This window comes from Variovorax sp. Root411 (genome assembly GCF_001425205.1).
GTDB lineage: Bacteria > Pseudomonadota > Gammaproteobacteria > Burkholderiales > Burkholderiaceae_C > Variovorax.
This window is the reverse complement of the sequence record NZ_LMDW01000017.1, coordinates 196006-213710: the sequence shown is the minus strand read 5'-3', so window position 1 is coordinate 213710 and position 17705 is coordinate 196006. Positions and strand designations below refer to the sequence as shown.

17 protein-coding genes are annotated in these 17705 nt (G+C 68.0%); 10 read left to right on the top strand and 7 right to left on the bottom strand.

Annotated elements, in window-relative coordinates; translation table 11 throughout:
* The first annotated feature begins 171 nt into the window (after positions 1 to 171).
* Positions 172 to 975: an IclR family transcriptional regulator gene (locus ASC92_RS21500; RefSeq protein ID WP_056519671.1), complete on the top strand. Its 804-nt coding sequence runs from the start codon at positions 172 to 174 to the stop codon at positions 973 to 975.
* An 81-nt stretch (positions 976 to 1056) separates the two neighbouring features.
* Positions 1057 to 2118 (top strand): adenosine deaminase, encoded by a 1062-nt coding sequence (locus ASC92_RS21495; RefSeq protein WP_056519669.1) that lies wholly within the window; start codon positions 1057 to 1059, stop codon positions 2116 to 2118.
* Here the strand turns inward: ASC92_RS21495 and ASC92_RS21490 are convergent.
* Complete coding sequence (locus ASC92_RS21490; protein WP_056519666.1) at positions 2079 to 3374, bottom strand: MFS transporter; 1296 nt, start codon at positions 3372 to 3374, stop codon at positions 2079 to 2081. The two genes, ASC92_RS21495 and ASC92_RS21490, sit on opposite strands and share 40 nt — an antisense overlap.
* 96 nt (positions 3375 to 3470) lie before the next feature.
* On the opposite strand from ASC92_RS21490, the gene ASC92_RS21485 reads away from it, so the two are divergent.
* The gene (locus ASC92_RS21485; protein WP_056519663.1) at positions 3471 to 4412 is read left to right on the top strand and encodes a LysR substrate-binding domain-containing protein; all 942 of its coding nucleotides are present in this window, start codon (positions 3471 to 3473) and stop codon (positions 4410 to 4412) included.
* Positions 4413 to 4545: 133 nt separating this feature from the next.
* Positions 4546 to 5649 (top strand): BMP family ABC transporter substrate-binding protein, encoded by a 1104-nt coding sequence (locus ASC92_RS21480; RefSeq protein ID WP_056519660.1) that lies wholly within the window; start codon positions 4546 to 4548, stop codon positions 5647 to 5649.
* Here the strand turns inward: ASC92_RS21480 and ASC92_RS21475 are convergent.
* Positions 5646 to 6527, bottom strand: a complete 882-nt coding sequence (locus ASC92_RS21475) for a LysR family transcriptional regulator (RefSeq protein ID WP_056519657.1) — start codon at positions 6525 to 6527, stop codon at positions 5646 to 5648. The genes ASC92_RS21480 and ASC92_RS21475 overlap by 4 nt on opposite strands.
* A 103-nt stretch (positions 6528 to 6630) precedes the next feature.
* On the opposite strand from ASC92_RS21475, the gene ASC92_RS21470 reads away from it, so the two are divergent.
* From ASC92_RS21470 to ASC92_RS21445, 6 genes are all read left to right on the top strand, one after another.
* Entirely contained in the window at positions 6631 to 7236 is a 606-nt protein-coding gene (locus ASC92_RS21470; RefSeq protein ID WP_056519654.1) for a short chain dehydrogenase, read from the top strand.
* A complete protein-coding gene (locus ASC92_RS21465) occupies positions 7233 to 8219 on the top strand; it encodes a hypothetical protein (RefSeq protein WP_056519650.1) in 987 nt (328 codons plus the stop codon). The genes ASC92_RS21470 and ASC92_RS21465 overlap by 4 nt, the downstream gene beginning before the upstream one ends.
* Before the next feature lie 76 nt (positions 8220 to 8295).
* Positions 8296 to 9582: a guanine deaminase gene (gene guaD, locus ASC92_RS21460; protein WP_056519647.1), complete on the top strand. Its 1287-nt coding sequence runs from the start codon at positions 8296 to 8298 to the stop codon at positions 9580 to 9582.
* A 77-nt stretch (positions 9583 to 9659) separates the two neighbouring features.
* Positions 9660 to 10226 (top strand): dCTP deaminase, encoded by a 567-nt coding sequence (dcd, locus tag ASC92_RS21455; RefSeq protein ID WP_056519644.1) that lies wholly within the window; start codon positions 9660 to 9662, stop codon positions 10224 to 10226.
* Positions 10227 to 10336: 110 nt separating this feature from the next.
* Positions 10337 to 11224 (top strand): neutral zinc metallopeptidase, encoded by an 888-nt coding sequence (locus ASC92_RS21450; RefSeq protein ID WP_056519641.1) that lies wholly within the window; start codon positions 10337 to 10339, stop codon positions 11222 to 11224.
* Positions 11225 to 11355: 131 nt separating this feature from the next.
* A complete protein-coding gene (locus tag ASC92_RS21445; protein ID WP_056519638.1) occupies positions 11356 to 12819 on the top strand; it encodes a DEAD/DEAH box helicase in 1464 nt (487 codons plus the stop codon).
* Positions 12820 to 12825: 6 nt separating this feature from the next.
* On the opposite strand, the gene ASC92_RS28195 is transcribed toward ASC92_RS21445, so the two are convergent.
* From ASC92_RS28195 to ASC92_RS21425, 5 genes are all read right to left on the bottom strand, one after another.
* Entirely contained in the window at positions 12826 to 13047 is a 222-nt protein-coding gene (locus ASC92_RS28195; protein WP_082519667.1) for a hypothetical protein, read from the bottom strand.
* A gap of 135 nt (positions 13048 to 13182) precedes the next feature.
* On the bottom strand, positions 13183 to 14808 hold the full coding sequence (locus tag ASC92_RS21440) for a rhodanese-related sulfurtransferase (protein ID WP_056519635.1): 1626 nt from the start codon (positions 14806 to 14808) through the stop codon (positions 13183 to 13185).
* Positions 14805 to 15407 (bottom strand): cysteine dioxygenase, encoded by a 603-nt coding sequence (locus tag ASC92_RS21435; protein ID WP_056519632.1) that lies wholly within the window; start codon positions 15405 to 15407, stop codon positions 14805 to 14807. Before ASC92_RS21435 ends, ASC92_RS21440 begins: the two co-directional genes overlap by 4 nt.
* Positions 15404 to 16384 carry an ABC transporter substrate-binding protein gene (locus ASC92_RS21430; RefSeq protein WP_056519629.1) on the bottom strand — a complete coding sequence of 327 codons (981 nt, stop codon included), beginning with the start codon at positions 16382 to 16384 and terminating at the stop codon, positions 15404 to 15406. The genes ASC92_RS21435 and ASC92_RS21430 overlap by 4 nt, the downstream gene beginning before the upstream one ends.
* On the bottom strand, positions 16381 to 17622 hold the full coding sequence (locus ASC92_RS21425; protein ID WP_056519626.1) for an acyl-CoA dehydrogenase family protein: 1242 nt from the start codon (positions 17620 to 17622) through the stop codon (positions 16381 to 16383). The genes ASC92_RS21430 and ASC92_RS21425 overlap by 4 nt, the downstream gene beginning before the upstream one ends.
* Positions 17623 to 17705: the final 83 nt, after the last annotated feature.

Below are 17705 nucleotides of genomic sequence, written 5' to 3'. Positions count from 1 at the left end.
GAAAGGAAGTTGAAAAGTGAAAGTGAGCAAAGGGGCGGGTGCTTCCCGCGATGCAACATGCGTGCCAATAATCGATTCTTTTGAATCTTTGATCAATAAATACAAACCACTAGTTGAATTATGAGTATCGATATTCGATATTTATAAGTACTGTCGCTATACTTCCAGGTCATGGACGCCACACCCGACACAGCCCCCGAAGACAGCCAGAGCCTGCTTTTTAACCAGTCGCTGGAGAAGGGCCTGGCCGTGCTGCGCGCCTTCAGCGCCCGGCGGCGCACCATGACGCTGGCCGACGTGGCGGAGGCCACCGACATCACCAAGAGCTCGGCCCAGCGCATGGTCTTCACACTCGAAAAGCTGGGCTACGTGCGCAAGCACCCGAAGACGCGGCGCTACCAGCTCACGCCGCGCGTGATGGAAATCGGCTTCAACTACCTGGCGGCCCATTCGCTGGTCGACGTGGCCAACCCGTTCCTGTCGGAGCTGACCAAGGTGACGACGGAAACCTCCTGCCTCACCGAACCCGACGGGCTCGACATGGTCTACGTGGCGCGTTTCGTCAGTGCGCAGTTCGTGCCGGTGCACATGCCCATCGGCAGCCGCATTCCGATGTACTGCACAGGCTCGGGGCGCGCCTTTCTGAGCGCGCTGCCCGAAGACGAGGCGCGCGCGCTCATTGAAGCCTCCGATCGCGTCGCCCACACCATGCACACGTGCACCGATGTGGACGAGATCCTCGCAACGCTGCGCCAGGCGCGGCAGCAGGGCTTTGCCACCAATGCCGAGGAGCTGTTCCTCGGCGACATGACCATCGCGGCGCCCGTGCTGGGCAGCCAGGGCCGCCCGGTCGCGTCGGTGCACATCGTGGCGCCGACGAGCCGCTGGACCATGGACGAAGCCGTGCGCAAGCTGGCGCCCACGCTGCTGCTGTGCGCGCGCTCGCTGACCAGTTCGGCACGCAGCATCGACTGACGCCTATACGGTTTCGGGCATCGCGCCGGCGGTGGCTGGCTTTATGCTGCGAGGGATCACAACGCAGCAGCAGTCCCCACCATGACCGATTTCCGCCCCTCTTTCGACAAGAGCTTCGACCGCATCGCCGCCGAGCGCCTGCCCGAGTTGCTGCGCGCCATGCCCAAGGCCGAGCTGCACATGCACATCGAGGGCTCGCTCGAACCCGAACTCATCTTCGCGCTCGCGCAGCGCAACGGCGTGGCCATTCCGTATGCCAGCGTAGAGGAACTGCGCAAGGCCTACGCCTTCACCAACCTGCAGACCTTTCTCGACATCTACTACGCCGGTGCCAGCGTGCTGCTGAAGGAACAAGATTTCTACGACATGGCCTGGGCCTACCTGGAGCGCGCCGCGGCCGACAACGTGGTGCACACCGAGATGTTCTTCGACCCGCAGACGCACACCGCGCGCGGCGTGGCGATGGAAACCGTCGTCAACGGCCTGCACCGCGCGTGCGTCGATGCGCGGCCGTTGCTCGGCGTGAGCGCCGCGCTCATCCTGTGCTTCCTGCGCCACCTGAGCGAGGAAGAGGCCTTCGAGACGCTGGAGCAGGCGCTGCCGTTTCGGGACAAGTTCATCGGCGTGGGGCTCGACTCGAGCGAAGTGGGCCATCCGCCGGAAAAGTTCGCGCGCGTGTTCGCGCGCTGCCGCGAGCTGGGCTTTCACCTCGTCGCGCACGCGGGCGAAGAAGGCCCACCTGAGTACGTGTGGAGCGCGCTCGACGTGCTCAAGGTCGAGCGCGTCGACCACGGCGTGCAAAGCACCAAAGACCCGGCGCTGATGAAGCGCCTCGCACAAGACCGCATCCCGCTCACCGTGTGCCCGCTGTCGAACCTCAAGCTTTGCGTGTTCCCCGACCTGTCGCAGCACAACCTGGGCGCATTGCTCGACGCGGGCCTGGTCGCCACAGTCAACTCGGACGACCCGGCCTACTTCGGCGGCTACATGAACCAGAACTTCACGCAGACCTTCGCGGCAACCGGGCTCAGCGCGCAGCAGGGCTGGCAACTCGCGGCGAACAGCTTCGAGGGCAGCTTCATCGACGCGGCCGCCAAGCGCGCCTACGTCGACCGGCTCAACGCGGTCTTCGCGACCTTCTGATCCGCAGCGGCGGGCGGCGGTGCCAGCAGCGGCATCGCCACCAGCGCGCAGGCGCTGGCCGCCAGCCACACCAGCGGCCAGCCCTGCAGCACCAGCAGATGCGGAATCGAAAACGGCGTGACGAAGCACACCAGGAACACGCTGGTGTTCGCCATGCCGAGTGCCGTGCCCGCGCGCGCCGCGCCGGCCAGCGTGGCCAGCTCGGTGTAGGCCACGCCGTGCCAGGCCGACACGCAAATGCCGCTCGCGCCCAGCAGCGCGAGCAGCGCGATGCGCAGCGCCAGTGAATCGGCGGCATGCGTGCCCGCCGCCATTACCAGCACGGCGAGGCCCGCGAACAACAGCACGCTGAGCGCGCTGCAGGCACGCAGGTAGGCCGGCCGGTTGCGCCGCCGGTCGGTCCAGCGGCCGCTCCACACGCGCATCGCCATCGCACCGACCTGCACGAACACCATCGTCGCGGTGATGGCCGCAAGGCCCGCGTGGCCGAAGTCGTGCAGGAACACGGTGCCGAAGGAGAGCACCGAGAACTGCGGCGCGCAGAGGATGCCGATGCCGGCCACGATGCGCCACACGCGGGCGTCGCGCAGCGGGCCGCTCTTCGGCGCGACTGTTTCCGCCGTCTTGTTGTTGCGCGGCGCGAGGGGCGGCTCGTGCACCCAGGCCCAGCTCAGCGCCGCACTCAGCGCGCACAGCAGTGCTAGCAGGCCGTACAGCGCCGCAAAGCCGAAGTGCAGTGCGACGAAAGGCAGCACCAGCGCGCCGATGCCGCCGCCCAGCGGCACGGCCGTCTGCCGGATGCTCATCGCAAGGCCGCGCTCGCTGGCGTCGAACCATGTCATCACCGCGCGGCCGCTGGCACCGTTGACGCTGCCGCCCAGCAGGCCGACCAGCAGCAGCCCGGCGCCGAGCCAGCCGAGTCCGGGAATGTGCCCCGTGCCCGGCGCGGCCCACAGCGCCATCGCCACCAGCGCGATGGCCGTGCTGCCCAGGCCCGTCAGCAGCACGGGCCGGTCGCCCCAGCGGTCGGTCAACAGGCCCCACGGCAGCTCGCTCACGGCAATGCCCAACCCCATGAGGCCCAGCACCAGCCCGAGCGTGGCGTTGTCGAGCTGGTAGCCGGTGCGCATCAGCACGGCGGTCATGGGAATGCCGCTGAAGGCCACGGAAAAGGCCGCGTTGGCGGCCACGCCTGCAGCCAGCACCTTCCAGCGGTGGCGCGGCGAAAACGAAGAGGAGTGGGGTGAAGATCTCATGTTGCAGGGCAGTGTCGGCCGCTGCAAAGGTTTTGAAAATCAGAAAATAATGAGCCAATCATCCCAAAAAGCAGGACGATAAGAAAAGGACCCGACATGAGCCAGGTGATGTTCGATCTTGACGTGCTGCGCACCTTCTCCACCGGCATCGCGCTCGGCAGCTATGCGCGCGCGGCCGACCGGCTGGGCCGTTCCACCTCTGCGGTGAGCGCGCAATTGAAGAAGCTGGAGTCGCAGGCCGGCACCGTGCTGTTCCGCAAGGCCGGCCGCGGGCTGGAGCTCACCGATGCAGGCGAGACGCTGCTGACCTATGCCCACCGCATGCTCGAACTGAATGAAGAAGCCGGCGCCGCCATGCGCGGTACCGACCTGCAGGGCTGGGTACGCCTGGGCCTGCAGGAAGACTTTGGCGAGACACTGCTGCCCGCCGTGCTCGGCCGCTTCGCGCGCGCGCACCCGAAGGTGCGCATCGAGGCCTGCGTGGCGCGCAGCGGCGAACTGCGCGAGCGGCTCGAACTCGGCCAGCTCGACCTGGCACTGGCGTGGGACGCGGGCGACCAGCCCCTGTCGCCCTACGCCGAACGCATCGCGCGCCTGCCGCTGTTGTGGATCGGCCCGAAGGCGCCCGACCGGGTCGAAGCACCCTGGTGGACGGAGCGCGAGAACCGCGGCTCCGGCACGCGCCAAGCCAGGAGCAAGGAGCCACTGCCGCTGATCATGCTCGACGCCCCGTGCCCGTTGCGCGAGATCGTGATCACCGCGCTCGACCGCGCCGGCATGCCGTGGCGCCGGGCTTTCGGCAGCGCCAGCCTGGCGGCGCTGTGGGCCGCCGCATCGGCCGGGTTGGGCCTCACGGTGCGCACGCCTTTCGGGCTGCCCTCGCACGTGCGCGCCATCGATCGCGCGACGCTGTCCCTGCCGGCGCTGCCGCAGATATCGCTCGTGCTCTATCGCGCGCAGGCCCACTCCGAGGCCCCGGCGAGCCGGCTGGCCACGCTGTTGCTGGAGGCTGTGCGCCAGCGTGTGCAACTCGAGTAGGGCGGTTTGCGCGCTGCCGATGGATGGCGGCACCCATCGCGGCGCGGGAAGGCCGCACTAAAATCCGAACCCCGCAGCGGGCGTCCCGGCCGGCTGCGGGTTGTGCTTTTCCGGGGCCATGTAGAGGAACACCATGTACAAAAACCTCGCGGGCCGCGCCGTTCTGGCGTGCGTAGCCGCTTGTTTTTTCTTTTCTCCCGCCTTCTCGCAGACGAAGCCGCCCAAAGCGCCGTTGAAGATCGGCTTCGTCTACGTCACGCCCGTCACCGATGCCGGCTGGGTGCGCCAGCATGAGGAAGGCCGCAAGGCCGTCGACGCGGCACTGGGCGGCAAGGTCCAGACCACCTACGTCGAGAACGTGGCCGAAGGCGCCGACGCCGAGCGCGTGATCCGCGACCTCGCGCAGCAGGGCAACACGCTCATCTTCACGCCGAGCTTCGGCTACATGGAGCCGACGCTGAAGGTGGCGAGGGACTTCCCCGAGGTGAAGTTCGAGTCGATCACCGGCTACAAGACCGCGCCCAACGTCGCGACCGCCAATGCGCGCTACTACGAGGGGCGCTATCTCGCAGGCATCGCGGCCGGCCGCATGACGAAGACCAACATCGCCGGCTATGTCGCGGGCTTTCCGATTCCCGAGGTGCTGCAGGGCATCAACGCCTTCACGCTCGGCATGCGCTCGGTGAATCCGGCTGCGAAGGTCCACGTGGTGTGGCTCAACGAGTGGTTCGATCCGCCGAAGGAGCGCGATGCCGCGATGGCGCTGTTCGACCGGAATGCCGACGTGGTGGCCTTCCACACCGGCTCCACCGCGGTGATGGCCGCGGCTCAGGAGCGCGGCAGGATGGCCGTCGCCTATCACTCCGACATGCGCAAGATCGCGCCCGACGCGCAGATCGTCGCGGTCACGCACCAGTGGGGCGGCTACTACACGCAGCGCGCGAAGGCCGTGCTCGACGGCAACTGGAAGAGCGGCAATCTCTGGGGCGGCGTGAAGGAAGGAATGATCCGCGTCGGCGACTTCGGCACCAAGGTGCCCAAGTCCGTGCAGGACGAGGTGATGGCGCGGCAGAAGGACATCGCGGCCGGCAAGCTGCAGCCGTTTCGTGCGGTGGCGGCCGATGTGCGCGACAACGAAGGCCACGTCGTGATCGCCAAGGGTGCGCAGCTGAATGACGAGCAGATACTGAAGATGAACTGGCTGGTCGAGGGGGTGCAGGGGCGGGTGGGGCGTTAGCCCAGCCGCTCGACCACAAAGTCCACGAAGGTCCGCAGCTTGGCACTCGGCCGCGCCTCGGGCAGCCGCATGATGTGCACCTGCCGCGTGGGCAGTTCCCATCCGGGCAACAGCCGCACCACCTGGCCCGAGGCGATGGCGGGCCCCAGCAGCGCGTCGGCCTGCACGATCACGCCTACGCCGGCCATGGCTGCGGCCAGCAGTGCCTGGCCGTTGTTGGTGGTGAGCGGGCCGCGCACCGGCACATGCACCGTCTGGCCCTTGCGCGTGAAGCGCCATGCATGGTCCGGCCCCCAGGTCGCGAAACCCAGCAGCGGAAAGGCTTCCAGTTCGGACGGGTGCTTGGGTTGCCCGTGGCGCGCGACCCATTCGGGGCTGGCCACCGCGTACATGCGCGACAGCGCCAACGGCCTTGCAATGAGCCGCTCGTCGACCGCGGCGCCCGAGCGGATGCCGCAGTCGAAGCCTTCGTCCGCGAGGTCGACCACGCGGTCGTTGAGGCTCAGCTCCACCTTCACCTGCGGATAGGCGGCGATGTACTCGCCGATCACGGGCGTGAGCCTGTGCGCGCCATACGCCACCGGCGCGGTCACGCGCAGCACGCCCTGCGGCATGGCGCGCAGCGACTCGGCAACGCCGTCGGCGGTGTGCACGCTGGAGAGCACGTCGCGGCAGCGCTCGAGATAGGCGGCGCCGATCTCCGTGAGCGAATGGCGGCGCGTGGTGCGCTCCAGCAGGCGCGCGCCGAGCTGTTCTTCGAGCGCGCGGATGTGCTTGCCGACCATCACGGCCGACAGGTCGAGCGCCTCCGCGGCGGCCGCGAAGCTGCCCGCATCCACCGTGGCAACGAAGACTTCCATGGCGCGCAGCTTGTCCATATTGAAAACCCAAAGTTTCGAATGATCGAACCGGATGGCAATTTATCAAATTGATGGTTCGCAAAACAATGGCCACCTGTTTATTCAATCCGGCGAGGTTTTCATGAGAGTTCTGGTTGTGGGCGCGACAGGCGCCATCGGCAGTGCGGTGGCGCAGGCACTGGCCGAGCGCCACCACGAGGTGATTCGCGCAGGCCGCACGCGCGGCGATCACCAGGTCGACATCACGAGCGACGCGAGCGTCGAGGCGCTGTATGCGGCGGTCGGTCGGGTCGATGCCATCGTGTCGGCTGCGGGCGGGCTGTTCTTCGGGCCACTGAACGAGATGCGGCCGGCCGACTTCAATGTCGGCCTGCAGGACAAGCTGCTTGGCCAGGTGCGGCTCGCGCTGCTGGGCCAGCATGTGCTGCGCGAAGGCGGGTCGATCACCCTGACCACGGGCGTCGCGGCCGAGGATCCGGTTCGCGGCGGAGGCAACGCGGCTGCCGTGAATGCGGCGGTCGAGGGTTTCGTGAAGGGCGCGGCGATCGAGCTGTCGCGCGGCCTGCGCATCAACGCGGTGAGCCCGACGCTGCTGACCGAATCGGTGGCGGCGTACGGCGCGCTCTTCCCGGGCGTTGAAACGGTACCGGCCGCGCGCGTGGCGCTGGCCTACGTGCGCAGCGTCGAAGGTCCGCTGACGGGGCGCGTTTTTCGCGTGTGGCAATGAGGAACGGGCGTACACGGCTGGCCGGCGCCCTGCTCGTGCTCGCCTCTACGGCGGCCATCGCGGCGCCGCCTTCGGTACAGGCCCTGCCCGACGACTGGTACCCGGAAAGCGTCGCCATCGGCCCCGACGGCACGTTCTACGTCGGCAGCTGGCGCGAGGGCGCAGTCGCGCGGCTGAAGCCGGGCGTCGCCCCGAAGGCCGAAGTGTTGGTGAAGCCCGGCGCCAACGGGCTTGCGAACGGGCAGGGCGTGCTGGTCGATGCGAAGCACCGGGCGCTGTGGATCTGTTCGGGCAACAGCGGCTTCACCACCGTGCCGCAGACGCCGAGCGCGCTCAAGCGCTACGACCTTGTCACGGGCGCTGCGCGCGCCAGCTATGCGATGCCCGACAACGGCTACTGCAACGACCTTGCGCAGGACGCGCGCGGCAATCTCTACGTGACCGACTCCTTCCACCCGCGCGTGCTGAAGCTCGCACCGGGTGCCGCCGCGCTCGCGGTCTGGAAGGAAGACCCGGCGCTGGCCGGTCCGGGCCCTTACAAGGGGCTGAACGGCATCGCCGTCGACGGCGGGCGCGATGTCTACGTGAGCCTCGTGGCGGCGGCGTCCTACGTGCTGCACATCGGCCTGGGCGCCGACGGCAATGCTGGCGAGGTCACGCGCATCGAAGCTCCGCGCGTGCTGAAGAACGTCGACGCGATCCGCGCCTGGAAGCCGGGCCGGCTCGTGCTGTTCGAAAGCAATGCCTTCGGCGAGGGCCCCTATGGCGGCCAGGTCACCGTGGCGCGCATCGACGGCACCAAGCTCGGCCTGCAGACGGTGGTGGCGGGGCTCAACGACCCGTCGTCCGGCGCGGTGTGGGGCGACCGCGTCTATTTCATCGAGTCGAAGTATTCGCTGCTGACCAAGCGCAAGGACGGCGATGGGCCTGTGCCGACCGGCGTGCCCTTCGATATCCAGTCGCGCGCACTGCCGGCACGCTGAGTGCATTCCGCATATAGCACTCATACGCGCGTGGAAATTGCAGGCCGGCGGGGCTGGATTACCCTCCCTACCCACGATGAAAAAAGCCTACCGCGCCTCCCTCCTGCGATTCGATGCCGCCGGCCGGCCCGTTTTCGATGAAGACGGCCTGCTGGTCGTCGCCCCCGACGGCACCGGCCGCCAGCGCGTGCTCGACGCCGGCAGCCATGCCGCCGTTGCGCCGCGCCACCCCGATGCGCCCACGACCCACCTGCCCGGGCGCATCCTCGCACCGGGCTTCGTGGACATGCACATCCACTTTCCGCAGACCGACATCATCGGTTCGCCCTCGCCGGGGTTGCTGCCCTGGCTCGAGAACTACACCTTCCCGGCCGAAAGCAAATTCGCCGACCCTGCGCATTCGAACGAAGTGGCCGACGTGTTCTTCGACGAACTGCTGCGCAACGGCGTCACCACTTCGCTGACCTTCGCAACCTCGCACGTGGCCTCGGTCGACGCCTTCTTCGAAGGCGCCCAGCGCCGCGGCCTGCGCATGATCACCGGCAAGGTGCTGCAGGACCGCAATTCGCCCGACGGCGTGCGCGACGAAACCGAGCAGAGCCTGATCGATACCGAGGCGCTGATCCGCAAGTGGCACAACGTCGACCGCCTGGGCTATGCCATCACGCCGCGTTTCGCGCCCGCGAGCACCGAAGCCCAGTTGCGCGGCGCGGGCGAACTGGCCGCGAAGTACGCCGACACCTGGATCCAGTCGCACGTGGCGGAGAACCGCGACGAAGTGAACTGGGTGCGCGAGCTGTATCCGAAGGCGCGCTCCTACCTCGACGTGTACGCCGGCTTCGGCCTGATGCGCGAGCGCGCCGTGTACGCGCACTGCATCTACCTCGACGAGGCCGACCGCGCGCTGCTGCGCGAGACGAAGACGGCGGCGGCCGTGAGCCCGACCAGCAACCTGTTCCTCGGCAGCGGTTTCTTCGATTTCGGCGCGGCTGATCGCGTGGGCTACCCGTACGGGCTGGCCAGCGACGTGGGCGGCGGCACCAGCTTCAGCCCCTTCCACACCATGATGGCGGCTTACTACGTCGGCCGTGAAGGCCAGACCAAGGCCGGCCTGAGCATCGCGCCCTCGGAACTCTGGTGGCGCCACACCGGCGGCGCGGCGCGTGCGTTGGGGCTCGACGGCGTGGTCGGCAACCTGCAGCCGGGCTGCGAGGCCGACTTCCTGGTGCTCAACCCGGCGGCCACGCCGCTGCTGGCGCGCAAGACGAAGCTGGCGAACACGCTGGAAGAAATGCTCTTCGCGATGATCGTGCTGGGCGACGACCGGTTGGTCGAGCGCACGGTGATTTCGCAGGCTGGCTGAACCGCGCCAGAGGAGGGGGCAGGGGCGCCCATGCCACAATTCGCCCCCGATTCCCCCCGCAGCAGCAGCGAGCGCATATGAGCATCAAGAGCGACAAATGGATCCGGCGCATGGCCGAAAACGAAGGAATGATCGAGCCCTTCGAGCCAGGCCAGGTGCGCGAATCCTCGGGCCACAAGATCATCAGCTACGGCACCTCGAGCTATGGCTACGACATCCGGTGCGCGCCTGAATTCAAGGTCTTCACCAACATCCACAGCACGGTCGTCGACCCGAAGAACTTCGACGAGAAGAGCTTCGTCGACATGCACGGCGACTACTGCATCATCCCGCCCAACAGCTTCGCGCTGGCGCGCACCGTCGAGTACTTCCGCATCCCGCGCAACGTGCTGACCATCTGCCTGGGCAAGAGCACGTACGCGCGCTGCGGCATCATCGTCAACGTCACGCCGTTCGAGCCCGAATGGGAGGGCTACGTGACGCTCGAATTCAGCAACACCACGCCGCTGCCCGCCAAGATCTACGCGGGCGAGGGCTGCGCGCAGGTGCTGTTCTTCGAGAGCGACGAGGTCTGCGAAACCAGCTACAAGGACCGCGGCGGCAAGTACCAGGGCCAGCGCGGCGTGACCCTGCCGAAAACCTGACCCGCTGTCGCGCTTTTCGCTGACGGCCCGTTACCCCGGTCGGCGCCGGGGCAAGTACCATCCTGCGAACGCCGGCAAATCCTCCTGCAATGGCCGGCAAGGAGACTGCGATGAGATGGGAAGGCAACGAACAATCCGACAACGTCGAAGACCGCCGCGGTGAAGGTGGCGGCGGTGGTGGGGGCGGCTTCATCGGCGGGCGCAGCATCGGCATCGGGACCATCGCGGTCGCGCTGATCGCGGGCTGGGTCTTCGGCATCAACCCCCTCACGGTACTGAGCCTGCTCAGCGGCGGTGGCGGTCCGGCTCAGGTGCAGCAACAACAGCAGGGACCCGCGCCCAAGCCGCCTTCCGGCGACCGCGAGGCGGCCTTCGTCTCCACGGTGCTCAAGAACACCGAAGTCGTGTGGACCGCTGTCTTCCGGCAGAACGGCGGCACCTACCAGGCGCCCCGCCTCGTGCTGTTCCGCGGTGCCACGCCCACGGCCTGCGGCACCGGGCAATCGGCCATGGGCCCGTTCTACTGCCCGGGCGACAAGAAGGTCTACATCGACCTCGGCTTCTACGACACGCTCAAGAACCAGCTCGGCGCGCCGGGCGAGTTCGCGCAGGCGTACGTCATTGCGCACGAGGTCGGCCATCACGTGCAGGACGAGCTCGGCATCACCGCCAAGGTCGACGGCATGCGCGGCCGACTGAGCCAGACGCAGAACAACGCGATGAGCGTGCGCGTCGAGCTGCAGGCCGACTGCTTCGCGGGCGTGTGGGCCCACCATTCGCAGGAGTCGAAGAAGTGGCTCGACCCGGGCGACATCGAGGCCGCGATGAATGCCGCGCAGAAGATCGGCGACGACGCTTTGCAGCGTTCCGCGGGCCGTGCGGTGGTGCCCGACAGCTTCACCCACGGGTCGAGCGCGCAGCGCCAACGGTGGTTCGGCGCGGGCTATCAAAGCGGCGAGATCAAGGCCTGCGACACATTCAATGCACGCAGCCTTTGAGCTGCATGCCCCCGAATGCCCCGTCGGTGCTGGCTGGATTGCTATTGAATAAATAGCAACTCAATGGACGCGGGCGTTGTCATGCCGAAGTCACTGCCGTTTTTTGCGGCAATGCGACAATAGCGGGCTCAATGACAAGCTCCTTCTCCAATCTGATGCTGGCGGAACCGCTGGCGCGCGCCGTGGCCGAAATGGGCTACGAGACCATGACACCGATCCAGGAGCAGGCCATTCCGGTCGTGCTCGCGGGCCAGGATGTGATGGGCGCCGCCCAGACCGGCACCGGCAAGACGGCGGCGTTTTCGCTCCCGTTGCTGCAGCGCATGCTCAAGCATGAAAACGCCTCGACCTCGCCTGCGCGGCACCCGGTCCGGGCCCTCGTGCTGCTGCCCACGCGCGAACTGGCCGACCAGGTCGCACAACAGGTCAAGCTGTACGCCAAGTACACCAACCTTCGCAGCACGGTCGTGTTCGGCGGCATCGACATGAAGCCGCAGACGCTGGAACTGAAGAAGGGCGTCGAAGTGCTGGTGGCCACGCCGGGCCGGCTGCTCGATCACATCGAAGCCAAGAACGCGGTGCTCAACCAGGTCGAATACGTCGTGCTCGACGAAGCCGACCGCATGCTCGACATCGGCTTTCTGCCCGACCTGCAGCGCATCCTGAGCTACCTGCCCAAGCAGCGCACCACGCTGTTGTTCTCGGCCACGTTCTCGCCTGAAATCAAGCGCCTCGCCGGCAGCTACCTGCAGAACCCCGTCACCATCGAAGTGGCGCGGCCGAACGAAACGGCTTCCACCGTCGAGCAGCATTTCTATAGCGTGAGCGACGACGACAAGCGCCGTGCGCTCAAGCAGATCGTGAAGCAGCGCGGCATCACGCAGGCCTTCGTGTTCGTCAACAGCAAGCTCGGCTGCGCGCGCCTCGCACGCTCGCTGGAGCGCGATGGCCTGCGTACCACCGCATTGCACGGCGACAAGAGCCAGGACGAACGCCTGAAGGCGCTTGCCTCGTTCAAGGCCGGCGAGGTCGATCTGCTGGTGTGCACCGACGTCGCGGCGCGCGGCCTCGACATCAAGGACGTGCCGGCGGTCTTCAACTTCGACGTGCCGTTCAACGCCGAAGACTACGTGCACCGCATCGGCCGCACCGGCCGCGCCGGTGCTTCGGGCCTCGCCGTGAGCTTTGCCAGCGGTGGCAACGACGCGCGCCTGGTGGCCGACATCGAGAAGCTGATCAAGAAGAAGATCGAACTCGAACCCGTCGAGTTCGAGGAAGACAACCCGCGCGGCCGCATCAACGACGGACGCCGCCACTGGCGCGAAGAAGGCGAAGCCGGCGACGCACGCGATGTGCTCGACCAGCCGCGCGAACGCCGCGACGCCGAAGCCCGCCGCGGCGGTGGACGCCCGCACCGCGCGCCCTCGGCGCCGCGCGATCCGTTCTTCGACAAGCCCTACGAGCCCGGCGTGCCGGACGCCACGCCTGCATGGGAAGCTGCCGCCAAGGCTGCCACGCCCACACGCGGCATCTCCAGCAACATCAAGTCCAAGCGCAAGGTCGCGGCGCTGTTCAAGAGCGCCGAACCGAGCTGAGGCTGGCTACCTCCAGCCGCGGTGCCAGCCGTACTGCGGGTGGTGCCAACCCCAGCCGTAGCGCGGGTGGTAGGACCACGCAAAACCGACGCCAGGCGACACATACGTCGGTGCCACGTAAGCCACGCCCGGAGGCGCCGCGTAGACGGGTTGAGCCGGCGCTACCACGCAGCCGGTGAGGGTGGCTGCCAGCGCGGCAGCGGACAGGGCAAGAACAGGGAATCTCATGGCAAAGCTCCTGGGACGAGTTGTTGTCGATATGAATCTCCAACGCCTTGCCGCTTCGCCGGATGACGGCCTTTACCCTGGCGACACAGTGTCACCAGCGTGTCGAAATCCTTTCAAAATGCTTTCTCTCGCGGCTCAGATCACGTTGAAGTGATGGGTGCCGTCGCGCCCCAGTTGCGCGACCAGGCCGTACTCCCAGTCGAGGTAGGCCTGCATTGCTTCGGTGGGGGCATCAGTGCCTTCATAGGGGCGGCGATAGCGGTCGGTGCATGCGGTTGCGAGACGCGTCTCGCCGGTCTCCGCTTCGAGGCCCGCTGCGAACCACGCCGCGTTGCCACCCGCCAGCACCCGCACCTCGACGTCGCCCTTGCCGCGCGCGTCGAGCAGGGCGCGCAGGTCGGCCGCGGCATAGCGTGCGAGCAGGCTGCTGCCGCAGGTCAGCACGTAGCGTTGCGCGGGTGGAATGACGGTATCGAGTGCCTGCGCGAGTTGTGCGCGGATTGCGTACCAGGCGCCCGGAATGTGGCGCTTCACGTAGTTCGCGCTGGTGGTCACGTCGATCACCGCCGTGCCGGTTTGCTGCTGCAGCAGCACCGCGAGTTCCTTCGGTGCGATCTCCCCCACGGCAGCGGCGACAGGGGGATAGGCGCTCGCCGGTGCCGCTGTTTCGGTGAACGCCGCAGCCGTTGGCACCACTTCCGGCACGTAGGCCTCCCACCCCATCTGCGCGAGCCATGAGGCGCTCATCGAAGCGCGCACGCCATCGTCGTCCGCCAGCACGATGCGCGCGCCGCGCACCGGCACCTGGTGATCCGTTTCCTGCACCAGTTGTCCGCCGGGTGCGCTGGTGAAGCCGGACAGGTGGCCCGACGCATATTCCTCAGGTGTGCGCACGTCGAAGCGATACACCGTGCGTCCCGGTGCTTCGAGCGTTTGCAGTGCGTCGAGTGCAATGCGCCGCACGCCAGCCAGATCGGCCACGCGCCTTGCATCGGCCTGCGCTTGCGCGCGATGCGCCGGCGACACCGCAACGGGCGCCTGCCGGTCCGCGCCATGGTCCAGCACCTGCCCCGCGAGCTTCCATCCGATCGTGCCATTGCGCAGCGCCGCCACCGGGTTCGGAATGCCCGCATTCACCAGCGACTGCGTGCCGATGATGCTGCGCGTGCGCCCCGCGCAATTCACGATCACCTGCGTGGCCGGATCGGGCGCCAGCTCGCGCACGCGCAGCACCAGCTCCGCGCCCGGCACGCTGGTGGCCGAGGGAATGCTCATCGTCCGGTATTCGTCGAAGCGGCGCGCGTCGAGCACCACCACGTTGGCCTTCGCATCGACCAGCGCTTTCACCTCGGGCGCAGAGAGCGAGGGCGTGTGCCGCTCGTGCTCGACCAGCTCGCCGAACGACTTGCTCGGCACGTTCACGTCGCGGAACAGCTCGCCGCCCGCCTTGCGCCAGCCTTCGAGGCCGCCTTCGAGCATGTGCACGTTCGTGTAGCCCAGCGCGGCCAGCGTGTTCGCGGCCAGCGGGGCAAGGTCGGCGCCGCCGTGCTCGCCGTACAGCACGATCAGCGTGTCGCGCCTCGGAATGCGCCGCCAGGCCTCGATCTCGATGCGCGAGAGCGGCAGGTTCGCGGCCCACAGCGGGTGTTCCTGCGCGAACGGATCTTCCTCGCGCACGTCGAGCAGCGCGGTTTCTTCGCGTGCGATGAGTCGCCCGCGCACGGCGGCGAAGGGCAGGGTGGGAAAGGAGGCAGTCGTCATACAGGTGTCGAAGCTCTGAGTTCGGCGGAGCAGTCCCACAGGTTGGGCAACAGCGCATTGGAGTATCCGGAGACGAAGGGCTTGCGGCCGCCCTGCGCCGGGTAAGTATGCCGCCGCACGGCGCCGATGTTCGCGCCGTAGACGTGAATGCTGATCGATACGCGGTCCGCATGCGCGTTGTGAACGCGGTGCAGGTCGCCGACGGTGGGCGACACGGCTTCCACGTCGCCGGCATCGAGCCGCACCGCTTCGCCTTGCGGCTGCGCGCGGCCTTGCGCATCGAGCGCGTAGCCCTGGCTGTACTCCGCGCCGCGCAGCATGCCGATCAGCCCCCACACCGTGTGGTCGTGCACCGGCGTGGCCTGCCCTGGGCCCCACACGAAGCTCACCACCGAGAAGCGCTCGGTGCTGTCCGCGTGCAGCAGGAATTGCTGGTAGCGCGTCGGGTCGGGTTGTGCGAAGGCCTCTGGCAGCCAGTCGTCGCGTGCCACCAACGTACGCAGCAGCGCGCCGCCTTCCGAAAGAATGCGCGGCTCGTCGGGCGCGCTGTCGATCAGCCGGCCGAAAGTCTCGACGAATTCGCGCAGCGGCGCGATCATGCCGCGCGCTTCCAGACGCTGGTGTCCGTGATCGCGCGAACATCGATGCGCACCGGCAGGATGCCGTCGCGCGCCGAGCGGTCGGCCACGGCCTGCAGCGCGACGATGTCCGCCTCGCTCACCGGCCGGCCCGCCACCGACGCCCGCGCCGTGATGATGCGCGAGGACTCGATCGGCAGCCGCGTGAGCTGGCTGTAGGCCTGTGCATAGGCTTCGGGGTTGGCCAGCGCCCAGTCGCCCGCACGGCCGAGCCGGTCGAGAAAATGCACGATGGCCGCGCGCTTTGCCGGGTCCGCCAGCGAATGCTCGCTCGCGGTGATGAAGCCCAGGGCGGTGTTGATGCCGCGCCCGTCGCGCAGGATGCGCCCGCCCTGCTGCAAGGCAATCGTGTAGTACGGATCGAAGATGGCCCACGCATCGATCTGCTTCGACGCGAAGGCGGCGGCCGCATCGGTCGGCAGCACGAACTTCACCGTCACCTCGCTGCGCGGCACGCCGGCTTCTTCTAGCGCACCGTACAGCTGGTACTGCGAGATGCTGCCGCGCGCCGACGACACGATCACCGTCTTGCCGCGCAAGTCAGCCACGCTGCGCAGCGGCGAATCGGGCTGCACCACGATGCCCAGCGAATCGGCCTTGCCGACGCGCGTGGCGACGATCTTCAGCGGCGTTTTGCCGACGGCCGCGGCCAGCACCGGCAGGTCGCCGGCCATGGCCGTGTCGACCGCCGCGCTGCGCTGCGCCTCGAACAGCGGCGCCGCACCCTGGAAGTTGGCCCAGCGATAGGCGAAGGGTGCGCCTTCGAGCGTGCGCGAGGCCTCGAACAGCGAGCGCAGGCCGCCGGCCTGGTCGCCGAGCACCAGCGTGGTCTGTGGTTGTGCAAAGGCGCGCAGTGAACCGGCTGCAACCAATGAGAGTGCGGCGCCTTGCTTGAACCAATCGCGGCGCGAAGTTTTCGGGAGGAGAAGGAATGTCATGCAGCGACTCCCGGCGACAGCAGCGCACGCTTGCCCGCCGTGACCAGGATCGCGTCGTTCTGCGGCGTGTGGATGCGGCTGCACAACACGTCGCGGTAGTGCCGCTCCAGCGGGTTCTGCCGCGCGAGGCCGTGGTTGCCGCTGAGCTGCAGCGCCAGTTCGACGACACGGATTGCGTTGCCCGTCACCGTGTACTTGAGCAGGCCGCTGTCGGCGGCGGGCTGCGCATGGCCGTGGTCGACAGCAGCGGCCGCGTCGTCGAGCAGCACGCGGTTGGTTCGCAGCAGTGCCTCTATCTCGCCCACATGCTCCTGCACGCGCGGCAGGCTCGCCAGTGGCGCGCCGAGGCTGCCGGGGGCGCGTTGGTTCAGGAAGCCCACCAGCCAGTCGCGCGCGGCCCTCGCTACCGCGTCGTAGAGGCTGCCGAGCAGCACCGTCATCCATGCCTGCTGCGTGGCGTGCGCATCGATGTCGGTCTGGCTGCCCGCGTCGGGCGCCCAGTCGGCCGGCGCGCGCAGGTCTGCTGCATGGTCGAGGCCGATGGCCACGTTCTCGAACACCACCTCGTGGCTGCCCGAGGCGCGCAGGCCCAGGTGATCCCAGCTGGGAATCACGCGCACGCCGGGTGCTTCGCGCGGCACCAGGAACACGCCGGTGCGCGGCGTGGCCTCGTCGGTGCGGGCCCACACCGCGAGCCAGCTCAGGCCGTCGATGCCGGTCGTGTAGAGCTTGTGGCCATCGATCTTCCAGCCGCTGCCTTCGCGCCGCGCGACCGTGCCGGGCAAGCCGCCGCGGGCGGGCGAACCTAATACGGGCTCAACCCGCAGCGCATTGATCAGCGCGCCGTGCGCCACCGCATCGCGCGCCACGCGTTCGCGCAGCTGCGGCGGCCAGCGGCTGTCGGTGCGCGTCAGTGCGTGGTGTTGCAGATAGGTCATCGTGAGGATCAGCGCCGTGGCTGGCTCGCCGCGCGCCACGGCCGCGATCACGCGCCGTGCCGTTGCCAGCGTGGCACCGCCGCCGCCATGTTCGGCGGGAGCGACGAGCCCGATGAGCCCGTGCGCCTGCAGCGCCGCGACGTTCTCGCGCGGAAAGGCGCCGCTGCGGTCATGGTCGGCCGCAGTGGTCGCGAACTGCGCCGACAGCCGCGCCAGCACCGCAGCCTCAACGGTGGCGGGCGGGGGAGGTGATGGTTCTTCAGGCGTGGCCGGCGCGCGGCGCAAGGGGAGTGCACTCATGGTGCCCAGACGTTAGCGGGCTGCCCGCCGCCGGAAAACGACGCATCCCGCATATGCAAACTCGTTTTTCTGCGTTCGCTTCC

Excerpts from the sequence above, each read along its gene's own strand:
- ASC92_RS21445 (WP_056519638.1), top strand. The coding sequence starts at position 11,356 with ATGACAAGCTCCTTCTCCAATCTGATGCTGGCGGAACCGCTGGCGCGC.
- ASC92_RS21465 (WP_056519650.1), top strand. The coding sequence starts at position 7,233 with ATGAGGAACGGGCGTACACGGCTGGCCGGCGCCCTGCTCGTGCTCGCC.
- ASC92_RS21485 (WP_056519663.1), top strand. The coding sequence starts at position 3,471 with ATGAGCCAGGTGATGTTCGATCTTGACGTGCTGCGCACCTTCTCCACC.
- ASC92_RS21425 (WP_056519626.1), bottom strand. The coding sequence starts at position 17,622 with ATGAGTGCACTCCCCTTGCGCCGCGCGCCGGCCACGCCTGAAGAACCA.
- ASC92_RS21435 (WP_056519632.1), bottom strand. The coding sequence starts at position 15,407 with ATGATCGCGCCGCTGCGCGAATTCGTCGAGACTTTCGGCCGGCTGATC.
- ASC92_RS28195 (WP_082519667.1), bottom strand. The coding sequence starts at position 13,047 with ATGAGATTCCCTGTTCTTGCCCTGTCCGCTGCCGCGCTGGCAGCCACC.
- ASC92_RS21495 (WP_056519669.1), top strand. The coding sequence starts at position 1,057 with ATGACCGATTTCCGCCCCTCTTTCGACAAGAGCTTCGACCGCATCGCC.
- ASC92_RS21430 (WP_056519629.1), bottom strand. The coding sequence starts at position 16,384 with ATGACATTCCTTCTCCTCCCGAAAACTTCGCGCCGCGATTGGTTCAAG.
- ASC92_RS21500 (WP_056519671.1), top strand. The coding sequence starts at position 172 with ATGGACGCCACACCCGACACAGCCCCCGAAGACAGCCAGAGCCTGCTT.
- ASC92_RS21450 (WP_056519641.1), top strand. The coding sequence starts at position 10,337 with ATGAGATGGGAAGGCAACGAACAATCCGACAACGTCGAAGACCGCCGC.
- ASC92_RS21480 (WP_056519660.1), top strand. The coding sequence starts at position 4,546 with ATGTACAAAAACCTCGCGGGCCGCGCCGTTCTGGCGTGCGTAGCCGCT.
- ASC92_RS21475 (WP_056519657.1), bottom strand. The coding sequence starts at position 6,527 with ATGGACAAGCTGCGCGCCATGGAAGTCTTCGTTGCCACGGTGGATGCG.
- ASC92_RS21440 (WP_056519635.1), bottom strand. The coding sequence starts at position 14,808 with ATGACGACTGCCTCCTTTCCCACCCTGCCCTTCGCCGCCGTGCGCGGG.
- ASC92_RS21490 (WP_056519666.1), bottom strand. The coding sequence starts at position 3,374 with ATGAGATCTTCACCCCACTCCTCTTCGTTTTCGCCGCGCCACCGCTGG.
- ASC92_RS21470 (WP_056519654.1), top strand. The coding sequence starts at position 6,631 with ATGAGAGTTCTGGTTGTGGGCGCGACAGGCGCCATCGGCAGTGCGGTG.
- guaD (WP_056519647.1), top strand. The coding sequence starts at position 8,296 with ATGAAAAAAGCCTACCGCGCCTCCCTCCTGCGATTCGATGCCGCCGGC.
- dcd (WP_056519644.1), top strand. The coding sequence starts at position 9,660 with ATGAGCATCAAGAGCGACAAATGGATCCGGCGCATGGCCGAAAACGAA.